The sequence below is a fragment of the Noviherbaspirillum sp. ST9 genome, assembly GCF_048799745.1.
GTDB lineage: Bacteria > Pseudomonadota > Gammaproteobacteria > Burkholderiales > Burkholderiaceae_D > Noviherbaspirillum.
This window is the reverse complement of the sequence record NZ_JBLWFR010000005.1, coordinates 306746-320186: the sequence shown is the minus strand read 5'-3', so window position 1 is coordinate 320186 and position 13441 is coordinate 306746. Positions and strand designations below refer to the sequence as shown.

The 13441-nt window shown below is 60.2% G+C and carries 13 protein-coding genes; 10 read left to right on the top strand and 3 right to left on the bottom strand.

Annotation, left to right across the window (positions count from 1 at the left end):
* Positions 1 to 14: 14 nt before the first annotated feature.
* Positions 15 to 647 carry a TorD/DmsD family molecular chaperone gene (locus ACNOHI_RS13445; protein WP_420475177.1) on the top strand — a complete coding sequence of 211 codons (633 nt, stop codon included), beginning with the start codon at positions 15 to 17 and terminating at the stop codon, positions 645 to 647.
* A 9-nt stretch (positions 648 to 656) separates the two neighbouring features.
* On the opposite strand, the gene ACNOHI_RS13440 is transcribed toward ACNOHI_RS13445, so the two are convergent.
* From ACNOHI_RS13440 to phnD, 3 genes are read right to left on the bottom strand one after another with little or no spacing between them, the layout of a single operon-like run.
* A complete protein-coding gene (locus tag ACNOHI_RS13440; RefSeq protein WP_420475176.1) occupies positions 657 to 2045 on the bottom strand; it encodes a sigma-54-dependent transcriptional regulator in 1389 nt (462 codons plus the stop codon).
* Positions 2042 to 3490, bottom strand: a complete 1449-nt coding sequence (locus ACNOHI_RS13435) for a sensor histidine kinase (protein ID WP_420475175.1) — start codon at positions 3488 to 3490, stop codon at positions 2042 to 2044. The genes ACNOHI_RS13440 and ACNOHI_RS13435 overlap by 4 nt, the downstream gene beginning before the upstream one ends.
* Positions 3490 to 4341 carry a phosphate/phosphite/phosphonate ABC transporter substrate-binding protein gene (phnD, locus tag ACNOHI_RS13430; protein WP_420475174.1) on the bottom strand — a complete coding sequence of 284 codons (852 nt, stop codon included), beginning with the start codon at positions 4339 to 4341 and terminating at the stop codon, positions 3490 to 3492. The genes ACNOHI_RS13435 and phnD overlap by 1 nt, the downstream gene beginning before the upstream one ends.
* Before the next feature lie 353 nt (positions 4342 to 4694).
* On the opposite strand from phnD, the gene dsrO reads away from it, so the two are divergent.
* From dsrO to moaA, 9 genes are all read left to right on the top strand, one after another.
* Positions 4695 to 5402 carry a sulfate reduction electron transfer complex DsrMKJOP subunit DsrO gene (dsrO, locus tag ACNOHI_RS13425; RefSeq protein ID WP_420475173.1) on the top strand — a complete coding sequence of 236 codons (708 nt, stop codon included), beginning with the start codon at positions 4695 to 4697 and terminating at the stop codon, positions 5400 to 5402.
* A 5-nt stretch (positions 5403 to 5407) separates the two neighbouring features.
* Positions 5408 to 6265, top strand: coding sequence for an NrfD/PsrC family molybdoenzyme membrane anchor subunit (nrfD, locus tag ACNOHI_RS13420; RefSeq protein ID WP_420475172.1), 858 nt, complete (start codon positions 5408 to 5410; stop codon positions 6263 to 6265).
* A 21-nt stretch (positions 6266 to 6286) separates the two neighbouring features.
* Positions 6287 to 8935: a molybdopterin-dependent oxidoreductase gene (locus ACNOHI_RS13415; protein ID WP_420475171.1), complete on the top strand. Its 2649-nt coding sequence runs from the start codon at positions 6287 to 6289 to the stop codon at positions 8933 to 8935.
* 77 nt (positions 8936 to 9012) lie between these two features.
* On the top strand, positions 9013 to 9786 hold the full coding sequence (locus tag ACNOHI_RS13410) for a TorD/DmsD family molecular chaperone (RefSeq protein ID WP_420475170.1): 774 nt from the start codon (positions 9013 to 9015) through the stop codon (positions 9784 to 9786).
* The gene (locus ACNOHI_RS13405; RefSeq protein WP_420475169.1) at positions 9783 to 10181 is read left to right on the top strand and encodes a hypothetical protein; all 399 of its coding nucleotides are present in this window, start codon (positions 9783 to 9785) and stop codon (positions 10179 to 10181) included. Before ACNOHI_RS13410 ends, ACNOHI_RS13405 begins: the two co-directional genes overlap by 4 nt.
* Positions 10181 to 10876 (top strand): hypothetical protein, encoded by a 696-nt coding sequence (locus ACNOHI_RS13400; protein ID WP_420475168.1) that lies wholly within the window; start codon positions 10181 to 10183, stop codon positions 10874 to 10876. The genes ACNOHI_RS13405 and ACNOHI_RS13400 overlap by 1 nt, the downstream gene beginning before the upstream one ends.
* Positions 10873 to 11325: a hypothetical protein gene (locus ACNOHI_RS13395; RefSeq protein WP_420475167.1), complete on the top strand. Its 453-nt coding sequence runs from the start codon at positions 10873 to 10875 to the stop codon at positions 11323 to 11325. The genes ACNOHI_RS13400 and ACNOHI_RS13395 overlap by 4 nt, the downstream gene beginning before the upstream one ends.
* A 3-nt stretch (positions 11326 to 11328) precedes the next feature.
* On the top strand, positions 11329 to 12420 hold the full coding sequence (locus ACNOHI_RS13390) for a 4Fe-4S dicluster domain-containing protein (protein ID WP_420475166.1): 1092 nt from the start codon (positions 11329 to 11331) through the stop codon (positions 12418 to 12420).
* A gap of 32 nt (positions 12421 to 12452) precedes the next feature.
* A complete protein-coding gene (moaA, locus tag ACNOHI_RS13385; protein ID WP_420475165.1) occupies positions 12453 to 13424 on the top strand; it encodes a GTP 3',8-cyclase MoaA in 972 nt (323 codons plus the stop codon).
* Positions 13425 to 13441 lie beyond the last annotated feature (17 nt).

The following is a 13441-nucleotide window of genomic DNA, read 5'->3' as shown; positions in this document are numbered from 1 at the left end:
TTAAAGGAATAACGATGTCCGCCTACGACCCCGACGAGGCCACCGCGCGCGAAGACTTGTGCCGCTTCCTTGCTGCCTGCTTTTACGAACCGGGACCGGAATTTGCCGAGGAGCATTTGTTTGACTCGATGCTGGCTGCCGCCACACGCGTGCATCCGGATCTGGCCGATGGCGTGCGCAAGCTGAGTGCGGCATTTGCAGCGCAAGACCTGCAGACGCTGCTGGTGGATTACACGCGGCTTTTTCTTGGGCCGGTGCAGGCGCAGGCCAACCCTTATGGTTCGTCCTGGCTGGCTGCACCTGCGCAGACCGAGGAGAACCCGTCCCTGGACGTGCTGGAGTTGTACAGCGCCGGCGGGTTTGACATCAGCGACGAGTTCATGGACCTGCCGGACCATGTCGCGGTCGAGCTGGAATTCCTGTACCTGCTGGAATTCCAGCGCAATGAGGCGCAGCGGGCCGGGCAGATGGCCGACTTGGCCGACGTCCAGCAACTGAAACAAAAATTTCTGCGCGCGCACCTCGGTGCCTGGATCGGTCCTTTCGCTGCCGCTATCAAGGACGGTGCCGAGACGGTGTTCTATCGTGAACTGGCGGACTTGACCGAGCGCTTTATCCGGCTCCAGGAGCGCGACGTCGGCCACTGAGTTGTCAGTTCAGTGCGCCCCCGCGCCACGCTCCACCTTGTCCTGATCTCCCGTCGGGTCCTTGTCCGCAGCGGCGATGCCAAGCTTCTTCGTTTTCTCCCAGAGATTCTTGCGGCTGATACCCAATGCGGTGGCAGTCTGGCCCATATGCCAGCCGTGCAGGTTAAGCGCGTTGAAGATGTAACGCCGTTCGCACGCCTGCAGGTAACCGTTCAGGTCGGCATCCGGTTGCGGCAACGTGGCCTGGTCAATTCCGCCGTCGGCAAACAGGTCGTCCACCGACAGCCGCTCGTTGGACGACAGGATGCACGCGCGCTCGATCGCGTGTTTCAGCTCGCGCACGTTGCCGGGCCATGGGTATTCGAGCAGGGTCAATTCGGTTGCCGGCAGCAGTGTTTTTTTCTTGGCATGGTGGCTGGCCGCATACTCGGCCAGGAACAGATCGGCGAACAGCAGGATATCTTCCTTCCGTTCTCGCAGCGGCGGGATCTTTAGCTGGATCACGTTAATCCGGTAAAACAAGTCTTCCCGGAACGTGCCTTGCTCGACCATCTGCTTCAGGTCGCGGTGGGTCCCGCAAACCAGACGCACGTTGATCGGGATGACCGCCTCGCCGCCCACGCGCACGATTTGCCGCTCCTGTATCACACGCAGCAGCTTCACTTGCATCGCCAGCGGCATCTCACCGATCTCGTCCAGAAAGAGCGTGCCGCCGTCCGCTTGTTCGAATACCCCTTTCTTGGTGCGCGCGGCGCCGGTGAACGCGCCTTTTTCATAGCCGAACAATTCGGCTTCCATCAGGCTCTCGGTGATGGCGCCGCAGTTGACAGCAATGAAGGGCGATCCTGCCGCGTCGGTGCCGCATTGATGAAGCTCGCGTGCCACCTTTTCCTTGCCTACTCCTGATTCGCCGGTAATGCAGATGGTGGTGGCGTGTTCGGCAAGTCGTGGCAGCGTTTCCGCGATCCGGCGCATGGCGGCGGAAATGCCGAGATCAGTAACGGTTTGCCGTCGTGCACCGGACCGGGCGCAAAGTTTGCGGATCTTCTCCATCAGCAAGTCCAGGTCGAACGGCTTGGTGATGTAGTCTTCGGCTCCCTGCTTGAGCAAGCGCACCGCAGTGTCGATATCCCCGAATCCGGTGATGAAGATGAACTGTGGCAGGTTGGCCTCTTGGCGCAGTAACTGCGTGAACAAGGCGTCGCCCGTCATGTCAGGGAGGCGGATGTCACTGATGACGACAGCGTAATCCTTTTTGGTCAGTCCGGCCAAGGCGCTGGCTCCGGTCTTGTACCAGTCGCGGGAAAAGCCTTCCAGCTCAAAGCGATCGCACAGCGATTCGCCCATGATGTCATCGTCCTCGATCAGGCAAAGGCGTGGTAGTCGGGCATTGTTCATGTAAACGATTCCGGAATAGGCAGGGTGACGATGAATCGCGTTTCGCCCGGCTGGCTTTGCACCGCGATTTCTCCCTTGAGCTGATGCACGATTTGGTAAGTCATCCAAAGCCCGAGGCCGTGGCCGCTTTCTCGACTGGTCGTAAACGGCTCGAACAGGGTGTCGAGCTGCTCCCCCGTTATATGTTTGCCGTCGTTTTCGACCGATAGCGTCAAGGTGTCGCTGTTACGATAGATGTGGCAGCGGATATGGCCGTGTTCCGTGACTGCTTGCATTGCATTGAGCAGCAGATTGATGAGAATCTGCCGTACCAGTGTCGACGGCAACGGCAGCGTGTCGAGCACATCGTTTTCCCAGTTCAGTTCAACGCACCTCTGATGCGCATCGGGCAGCACCAGGGTGCGCGTGTCTTCGATGTCCTGCACCGTTAGTGGGTGGCTCTTGAACTTTGCTTCGACCAGCAGCGCGGCGATCGTATCCTTGATTTGCAGCAAGCCACGCTCCAGTAACGACATGGTCTTCTGCGTCTGCGGATCATGGTTGTCGCGTTTTTTGAAGGTGCTGATGGCATTGAGCATGCCGCCCAGCGGGTTGTTGATTTCGTGCGCAATGCCGGCAGCCAGCCGGCCGACTGCAGCCAGGCGCTCCGACAGGAAGATTTGCCGCTCCAGCGCTTCCTTTTCTTTCAGTTCGCCCACCATGCGCTTGAACGCCGTGCCGACTTGTCCGATTTCGTCGCGTGATTCATAGAGCTGCAATTTGCTGTCGTCCGGAAGGGCCGCGCCGACCTCGTCCATGTAGCCGGCCAGTTGCGTGAGCGGAGCCGCCATGCGCCATCCCCAGTACCAGCTGATCGGCAGCAGTGCCGCCAGCGCCAGCAGCGTAATTGCCATTGCGCGACGCGCGATGTCATAGAAGCGTGGCAGAAACATCGAATTGGAGTAGCCCATGACCAGTGTGCCCAGCGGCACACCATCAGAAACGATGGGGGCGATCATGTAGAACTTGCCGGAGTTCGAAGGCTCGATCGCAGTCGGCTTGCTGCCGCGATAGTCAACGATCTTTTGTTGGAGCTGCGCATGTTCCGGATTGACGCGCGCCGGGTCGGACAGCATTGGGTATTGTTTGGGATGAGTCGAAACGTACACCTGCTGTTTCGTGTCCAGCACTAAAATTTCATCGGCCTGGTTGATGTTGGCTTTGGCCGATATCTGAAACGGTGAATTGATGATTTCATAGGTGCGCCACACGTCGTCGTGCAGGATCGCCGGCGTCAAGGTATGCGCGAGGACGCGTGCCATGCTGTCCGCGTTCAGCAACAGATCGCGCTTGAGATCTTCATACGCGCGAAACATCAGCGATGCGGTGACGACCAGTGCCGTGCAGATGATCAACGCGCTGCCGCGCAGCGGGATCTTGTAACGGAAACTCAGGTCGCGGAACATTATTTCTCGGCGACAGCGCGCATCATTTTCTCGATGCTGCCGAACATTTTGTCGTTGCCGTCGACAAAACCGTCGAGGCCCAGTTTGTGCAGGATGCGTTGGCCTTCCGCATCTTGCGGCATGTTGATGAGCACTGCCCGCATTGCGTTCACCGCTTCCGGTGCGACACCCTTGCCGGTGATGAAGGGGGGGAATGCAAATTCCGGCGACTCCTTGACTATGCGCGTCTGTGCGGCCAGATCGGGATGTTGGCGCGCGAGCATATCCCACACGTAGCCATCGACGGCGCCGGCCTGTGCCACGCTGGCCGCGACCGCCTCCACCACCTTGCGATGCGACCAGGTAAAGAATGTTTTCCCAAAAAAGCCGGCGGCATTCTCCTGCAGTGCGGCCAGATCGTGCACTGGGACCAGGTAACCGGAATTCGAATCGGGATCGGAGAATGCGAATACCTTATCGCGCAAGTCGCTGATCGACTTCGTGTCGCGGTCGCTGGCGGGGACGATCAGGTAAGAGCGGTAGGTCGGCTTTCCCTGGTACACCGGGACCGCAAGCAGGTTGACGAATTGCTTGTTCCGGACATACGGGTAGCCGCACACCCAGGCGAAATCGAGCTTGCCGGAGCGCATGAGCGCCATCACTTCGCGGTAATTCGCGCGCTGGACAAACACCACCTTCCGATGCAGGCGTCCTTCCAGATAGTCGCGCCAGGCATTGATGAAGGATGTCTGATCGTCCAGGAAGACGGACGTCAATCCGATACGAACAGGGGCCGCGTCAGCGGCCGACGCTCCAGGAGCGAAACCCAGCAACGCCCAGCACACCGCCAGGCCTGTTATCCATGCACGCACTGCAGTCTCCAAACTTGATTAACAGCCTCTTATGCAGCGCAGGCTATCGGTTAACTAAAGGCAAAAAAATGCGCTAGATCAATAAGTCCGGAAAAAATAGATGGCCGAAATTGGGGTGTTACCAAATGGTACCGCCGCCAATCAGTATCGCCACGCTTGATGTTACGGAGCGGTAACCCTCGGTCGTCGTGAATACGGAAAATGAAACGATAAGTCATTGAAGTTAAAAGAATAAAAATTCAGGCACAGCTGTTGCTCTAGAAAAAACGTTCCATCGCAGCGCCTTGCGCCGGCTGAGAACCAGGGCTTCGGCGCAACGCAGCCCGCCAACAAAAACAGGAGGAGACGTATCCATGAGTGAATTGCGAGTTTCATCGGTCGAGACCCGAGGGAAGGAGGGCGTCAAACGCTACGCCATGGTCATCGACCTGCGGCGCTGCATTGGCTGTGATGCGTGCATGGTCGCGTGCAAGGCGGAATTCGACGTGCCGCTGGGGGTGTTCCGCACCTGGGTGCCGTACAAGGTGGTCGGCAAGTACCCGAATGTCAAAAAGCAGTTCATGCCGCGCCTGTGCAACCACTGCGACAACCCGCCGTGCGTGCGCGCATGTCCGGTCGGCGCCACCTACAAGGTCGAGGATGGCGGCTTTGTACTTCAGCATTACGACCGTTGCATCGGCTGCAAGGCGTGCATGGCATCGTGTCCGTACAACGCGCGCTTCATGCTGCCCAAGAGCCGTACCTACACCGACATCACCAGCGTCGTCGACAAGTGCACCTTCTGTCACCATCGGGTAACGCAAGGCCTGACGCCTGCCTGCGTACAGACCTGCATCGGCCGCGCGCGCATCTTCGGCGACATCAATGATCCCAAGAGCGAGGTGGCGAAACTGGTCGCGAACATGCCGACCCAGGTGCTGCGTCCGGAAGAGGGAACCAAGCCGCACGTGTTCTATATCGGACTGGATCGCAACAATTCCGAGTTCGGCCGCGCCATCTACAACGCCAGCGACGTGCTCGACCAAGAGCGTCAGCTGGTTAACCGTAATCAGGAGGTGTAACAATCATGGGTGACTACACCGTATTCCACCACATGCCGTGGACCGGCACGTATTCGATCTACTTCTTCGTCATCGGCATTTCGGCCGCGCTGTTCTTCTTTTCCACGCTGTCCTGGTATCGCGAAGAATTCAAGCCGCTGCGCACGAGCGCTTTCTATGCGTCCTTCGTGCTGCTGGCCGTGGGTGGCCTGCTGCTGATCGGGGATCTGTCACAGCCGCTGCGGTTCTTCTATATCCTCAACCCGTTCCATCTCAATCTCGGATCGCCGCTGGCCTGGGGCAGCTTGAACCTGGTGCTGTTTGGCATCGTGTCGATTGCCTATTTCCTGATGATGCGCAGGAACGATGAGAATTCAAGCCGCCAGCTGGCGGTGGTCGGTGCGCTGCTCGGCCTGGGCCTGCCGCTCTACACCGGCTTCGACCTGACGGTCCACCAGAGCCGTCCGGTCTGGAACACCCCGCTCATGCCGGTGCTTTTCGTTGCGCTGTCGCTGGTGTCCGGCGCGGCTGTCGCTACCTTCCTGGCGAAGGGCGAAGCGAAGCTGATGGGTGCGCTGCGCCACATCATGCTGTGGACGACCGGCGCGATCGCCGCGATGCTGGTGTCGTTCCTTGGTACGACCTTGTACGGCGGCAGCGGTCAGGAGCTGACCTTCATCCTCATGACCACTGGTTCGCTGGGCCTGATTTTCGTCGGTATCGGCATCGTCCTTGGTACTGCGGCGCCGGCCGCAGTGTTGCTCGCGCCGTTTGGCAAGCAGAAGGGCGGCGTGATGGTCGCTGCGCTGCTGTTGCTGGCCGGTGGCATGGCTTTGCGCTACGCGATCCTGATCGGTGGCCAGATCGTACAGACCTACTACTAAAAAAGATCGGGAGAACACATCATGCTGAAACTGAAACTCTCGCGCCGCACGTTCCTGCAAGCCAGCGCCGGAACCGTTGCCGCCGCCGCCGCATCGCCGAAGCTGTTGCGTGCGATGGAAACCGAACTGGGCGGCAAGGATGCCAATCCGGTCACCTACGCGGAACGTAAGGCGATCCCGATCACCTGCCACGTGTGCAACATCCAGGATGGCGCCCTGGCGTTTGTGGAAAACGGACGCATCGTGAAGCTGGAAGGCAATCCGGAACACGTGTCGACCCGCGGTCGCCTGTGCGCCAAAGGCAACTCGGGCATGTGGTACAGCTACGACCCGGACCGCATCCTGTATCCGTTAAAGCGGGTGGGCAAGCGTGGCGAAGGCAAATGGAAGCGCATCACCTGGGATGAAGCGCTGGCGGAAATCGCGCAGAAGCTGGATGCCGCGATCAAGGAAGATCCGAACACCATCATGCTGAAGTACGGCCGTAACCGTACCGGCGGCGTGATCGACCGCTTCATGAAGACGCTGGGTTCGGCCACCGTGGTCAACCACACGTCGGTCTGCGAATCGTCCAAGAAGATCGGCATGGAACCGACCTGGGGCCCGGACATTGAAACGCCGGATTTCGCGAACGCGAAGTACATCCTCAATTTCGGCTCCAACATCATGGAAGCCGCGTATTTCCACAATCCGTATTCGCAGCGCCTGGTCGAAGGCATGGCCGACAACAAGGCCAAGCTGGTGACCTTCGACGTGCGCCTGTCCAACACTGCTGGCCGTTCGGATGAATGGATTCCGGTATTTCCCGGCACCGACGGCGCGGTGGCCCTGGCGATCGGTCATGTGATCCTGCGCGACGACTTGCAGGACAGCGACTTCATCGAAACCTGGACCAACGTCACCGTGGCCGAACTGAAGGAGCACTACAAGCAGTACACGCCGGACTGGGCGTCCAAGCTGTCCGGTGTGCCGGTGGAGACCATCGAACGGATCGCGCACGAGTTTGCACTGACCAAGCCGGCCACCACCTACACCTATCGCGGGCCGGCGAAGCACTTGTACGGTTCATACAATGAGAAGGCCTGCATGATGCTTCCCATCATGACCGGCAATATCGAAGTGCGTGGCGGCTACTGCATGCCGCGCGGCATGGGCTGGCCGCAACCGCAGCCGGAACCGCCGAAACCGGAAAAGGATTCATACCTCGCGCATCCGTCTGAATATCCGCTGGCCGGGCACAAGGTCAGCCATCTGACGCCGTTCTGGATTGCCGAAGGCAAGCAGAAGATCAATGTCTACTTCACCTACCAGGACAACCCGGTCTATACCAACCCGGGTGCCGACGCTGTGTGGGGCAAGCTGTTCCGCGACGAAAAACTGATTCCGTTCTACGTGTCGATGAGCCCGTTCATGGGGGAGGAAACGGCATTGGCCGACATCATCCTGCCCGACTGCCCGTACCTGGAACGCTGGGAACCGGAGTCGATGCCGAATTCGCTGTGGCCATGGCTCGGCATTCGCCAGCCCGTGATCAAGCCGCTCGGTGAAGCGCGTGAGAACCGCATCATCATGCGCGACATCATCCACAAGCTGGATCCGGACGGCAGCCGGGGCATGAAGAAATACTGGAACTTCAAGGATGGCGAAGACTACATGCGCCAGCATTTCGACAACATCCCCGGCCTGAAGGAGGCGGGTGGCCTCGACTACCTGAAGAAACACGGCGTGTATCCAGTCTACGGCAAGCTCGATCCCAACACGGGCAAGATCATCGACAAGACTGGCCGCGAGATCCGCGCCGAATTCGGCCTGCACAAGAAGGAACTGTCTGCTGCCGACATGGCCGGCGCGGTGGTGGAAAAAGGTGGCGTCATCACGAAGAACGGCAAGGCGATCGGCGTCCAGCGCAAGGGCAAGAATTACGCGGGCTTCCCGACCAAGAACCGCGTGATCAATGTGCGTGTCGACGATTGGGCGGACTTCGGCTTCAATCCAATGCCGACCTTCAAGCAGATTCCGTGGCACAAGGACATGAAGGAGGACGAAATGGTCCTCACGACGTACAAGATCAATGTCCACAAGCAGTCGCGCACTGCTGCGGTGAAATGGCTGGCTGAAATCATGCACAGCAACCCGGTATGGCTCAACACCGAAACAGGGAAACGACTGGGTGTCAAAACCGGCGACCTGGTCCGCGTGGAAAGCAAGGTTGGTCACATGGTCACCAAGGCCTATGTATTTGAGGGCATCCATCCGAAAGTGTGCGCGATACCGACCGCGTTCGGCCATTGGGAGTACGGCCGTCTTGCGTCCGGTGCCAAGGCGAAAGTCAGATCCGAGAAAGGCGGGGCTTGGGGAGCCAACGACGATCCTGATCTGAAGAACGTCTGGTGGGAAGACAAGGGCGTGCATCCGAACGCGATCATTCCCGTGGTGGCCGATCCGATCGGCGGTTCGCAGGGCTGGTACGACACGGTCGTGCGGGTCACGAAAGCAGGCCCGAACGACAAGTACGGCGACGTGCAGGCGTCCTGGGACAAGCATGTCGAGGCGTTCAAGGAAACCATGCGCTACGCGTACACCGGCGACCTGCATCGCAAGATGCATCCGGAAATGGCGTCGTGGGGTGGCCCGGAAAGCGTCAAGCGCAAGTCGTCCGGCGGACACTAAGCTGACAGGGGCAAGTCCGAGTGGCATCAATTCAGCCGGCGGCGCGCTGCCGGCTGAGGATTTGAAAGAGGTGATTCATGCAAGATCAGACTGCGGCCATTGCCGAACTCGCGCACACTGACCAGTCCGCGGCGGAACTGCGTGCCCGCGCCAGCTATTACCAATTGCTGGCCGGCGCGTTCATTGAAGAGCCGGGTACAGACTACCTGCGCGCCATTCGCACGCCGGAAGCGGTCGCCGCTCTGGCGGAACTGGGCGTGCTGTTTGATGAAGATGTCACCCAAACATCGCTGGCCGAACTGCAGGAGGCATTGGCCTACGAGTATGCAACGCTGTTTGCCTCGCCTGGCGGGTGCCCGCCAGTCGAATCGGCGCGCCTGGCCGGACGATTCCAGCAGGAGCCCTATCACGCGGTCAAGGCCATTTATCAGCGTGCCGGTTTTGTCCTGCAACAAGGAAAATTCACAGTTTTCGAAGACCAGTTGGGCATCGAGTTGAGCTTTGTCGCCGCACTGCTGGAACGACAGGCGGCGCAGCTGGATGCCGGCGACATGACGGCGTGTGCCAAGATCGAGAAGGACATCAAGCGCTTCTGGGCGCTGCATCTCGGACGCTGGGCACGCGGCTACGCGTCCTTGCTGGAACGCGCCACCGAGCATTCGTTCTATCGCGAGATCGCACGGCTGCTGGCGGCGTTCGCCGAGGACGAACTGGCCTTGTTGCAGGTGCACGTGGAAGATGCCGACGGCGGTCGCGAAGTGGTACCGAAGGCTGAAGTATCCGTGCTGTTCAACGCGGACGAGCCGGTGTGCAATGGCTGCGAACACAGTGGAAGCAGGGCGGTCGCATGAGTCATGAATTTGCCTGGGACGAGCTGGCGCTGCTCTGGAACGGCAATAATTATGGCGGCGTGCATGACTGGCTGGGCGAGCGCTGGAACCATTTGATACAGAGCCGCCCGGACGGACACGAGGATACCGATGCGTGTTTCCTGCAGGGCTTGGCGTTTGCGGCGCTCGCGTTTCACTTTTCCCGCAACCGCAATCTGGAAGGTGCCGCCTTGCTTGCGGACGACGCGTTAAACGTATTGCCGACCTTTCTGCCCGCCTACCGTGGTGTGCAAGTGGAGCCGGTGATCGATACGCTGAATGCGTTGCGTCCCTTGCTCGACGGACTGGCACCGGACGCCGAGTGCCCGCTGCCGGTAGATCTCTTCAAAAAGCTTTCATATCAGCAGAGTGCCTGATGACACCGAACCCCTCAATCATTTCCCTGCGCCGCTGGGGCCATCCGAACGAGACAGCATTTACCGATGCCGTCTTCGCATTCGATAGCGAGACATTGCCGCGCGACCTGTCCAGCGCATCAATCATATTGCGCACTGACGGACTGGCGCGTGCACGTATGTTGCTGCAGGCGGGGGCCAAGCAGGTGCTGATCGGCGAGGCAGCCCTCCTGGACAGCACATTGATTGCCACCCTGGCCAGCGAGTTCGGCAAGGATCGCGTCGGCGTCTGGGTGCCCGCGCAGCGCATAGCAAGGAACTGGACGCTGGATAATCACGCCTGCAACGCCGATTTCTGCTGCATTACCCCATCCGGCGGCGCGCCGGCATGGGAAATCCTCAGAAGCGACGGCAGCGGCAGCGGCACGGATGTGCAGTGGTGGACCGCCCAGATGGTCGAACGCGGTGCTGCCACGGTTCTGGTGGCGGCCGACATGCATGACGACGATGACTTGAACATTTGCGCCGGGATGGCCGAGTGCTTGGGTGGGGCATTCTGGATGACGTCGCTTAAATCTCCGACGATCGAGATGGAGGACTGGGTGCGCTATGGGCAGGCGCGGAACATGGCGGTCAGGGAATTGCATCATGACGACCCGGTCGCCATGCGCATGCTGCGCCACGAACTGCAAGATGCGATCGAGGCGCTCGCATGAACGGTCGCATGCTATGCGCACTCGCCGGCGCATGGCTGCTGGCGTCCCCCGTTTATGCTGGAACGACAAAACTGCTCGACCGCGCACTGATCGAGGAAGCGCTCAAGAAAGAACCGCCCTGCTGCGTGGTCGACGCGCGTGCGGAGGCCAAGCGGAAGTTGTACCCGATTGAATTTTCTGTCATGTACAGCAACACCCTCCGAGCCAAGGCGGGCGGCTATGCGTTGGTGATCGGTGACAGCGACGACAAGGCGCTGGAAGCGGCCAAGGCCATGGCGCGCCGTGGCGATGCCGATGTGCATGCGGTCCAAGGGGGGTACGAAACCTGGCAGCGCTTGCACCAGGCCGGAAGAACGGGAGAGCACGCGCCGGCGACCGCCATGCCGCAACGCTTCACCATCCCGAGCAATACCTGCGAGCAGGGGACTGCATTGCACGAGTTTAAATAAATCATGGCGAGCATTCCGGAATTCCGTTCCACACACTGCACGCGCTTTCGGTTCCGTTACAGCGAGTGCCGGCGGTGTGCGGATACATGTCATTACGGTGCGGTGGCGCTCTCCGAGGAGGGAATACGCATTGATCCCGTGGCCTGCCGCCATTGCACGCTGTGTGTCGCCGCTTGTCCCACCGAAGCTATCCAGAGCGCTGAGTTACCACGCATCGATCTGCTCAAGCGCATCGCGTCGCGGTCGGCGGTGACAATCGCTTGCGCGCCGTCGGGCCTAAAGGGCGACGAAGTGGTTCCCTGTCTCGGCGCGCTCGACACGGCCATGCTGGCGCATCTGTCGAGTCGCGGCGTGAAGGTCGAACTCGCCGGCACCCAGAAGTGTTCTGCCTGCGCGCATGGCGAGCACGCCACGCGGCAGCTGGAACTGCAAATGGATGGGGTGGCCGTGCTGCGGGAGGCGACTGCAGCGAAGGACTGGCAGCCCATCACGCTGTCGGCGGCACCGGCATCGCGTGCACCGCAGGCCGAGCACAATGCCGGACGCCGGCACTTGTTCCGCCGGCTGATCGGGCGAGGCGTCGACCAGATCGCCAAGCCATTGAACGAGGGCGAGCCGACGCCGGCGCCGCTCAAGGCAATCCGCTTTGCACGGCAGTTTTCCACCGCTGGCCGGGAACTGCTTCAGGCGGTTCTCGACAAGGGGGGCGACGACGCGCAGACCGCGTTGCCGGCCCATCCGGCAATTTTTGCGGCGCAGATCGACGTACCAAACGGTTGTACCGCATGCGAAGCATGCGCACGCGCCTGCCCGACCAATGCGATCCAGGTCAAGGAAAGCGCGGTCGGTTGGGAGCTAGCATTCGAGTCCGCGCGCTGTGTCGGCTGCGGTGTGTGCACCGAGGCGTGCCAGCCGCGTGTGCTGCACCTGTCACAGACAATGCACAACTGGAAATCCAGGCCGGCGTCGGTGCTGCATGCACGTGCCAAGCAACGGTGCGGGCGTTGCGATCGTTTTTTCATATCACCGGAACCCGAAGAGATCTGCGAGGTATGCGAGGGCGACGACCGCGATTTTGCGTCGTTGTTCGGTTGAATAGCCACTTCATCTCGACCACGGACATTTCAATGCTACAAGACGGTTTTGGACGACGCATCGAATACCTGCGGTTATCTGTAACCGACCGATGCAACCTGCGCTGTACCTATTGCATGCCGGAAGAGGCGGCCGGCGGAGAGGAACCAGCGAACTGGCTCACCTATGACGAGATTGAGCGCGTGGTGCGAGTATTTTCCACGCTGGGGGTGCAGCGTGTCCGGTTGACGGGCGGCGAACCTCTGCTCAGGAAAAACCTGTCTGACCTGGCAAGGCGCATTGCCGTGCTTCCTGGCATTACAGACCTGTCGCTGTCGACCAACGGCACCCATCTGGCACGGCAGGCGAAGGCTTTGCGTGCGGCCGGTGTGACCCGCCTGAATGTCAGCCTCGACACACTCGACACAACGAAGTTCGCGGCGATCGCCAAGCGCGACTCTCTTGCAATGGTGATGCAAGGCCTCGACGCTGCACAGCGCGAGGGCTTCAGCCTCATCAAGATCAACATGGTGATGATGGCCGACACCAGTGAAGACGACGTTGATCGCATGGTCGCGTTCTGCATCGAGCACGGCTTTGTGTTGCGCCTGATCGAAGTCATGCCGGTTGGCTCGGCCGGGCGCTCGACCGCAATGGTCGGACTCGGCCCCATTCAGGATCGCCTGCGCAGCCAGTTCGGACTAGTGGACGGAATTGTGCGGGGCGCCGGCCCGGCCCGCTACCTGGTGTCAGCGGACCGGCGCTTTCAAATCGGTTTCATTACCCCGATCTCGCAGCATTTCTGCGAAACCTGCAACCGTGTGCGTCTGAGTGTCGACGGTGTGCTCTATCTCTGTCTGGGGCACGAGGATCGCGTCGATCTGCGCGCGCCACTGCGTGCCGGTTGTTCCGACAGCGAGCTGGAACAATTGATCGTCGACGGCATCCGGCACAAACCGTTTCGGCATCATTTCGAAGAGCAACCCGCGCGGATCGTGCGCTTCATGTCGGCGACCGGTGGGTAGAGGACAGCGTTACTGCG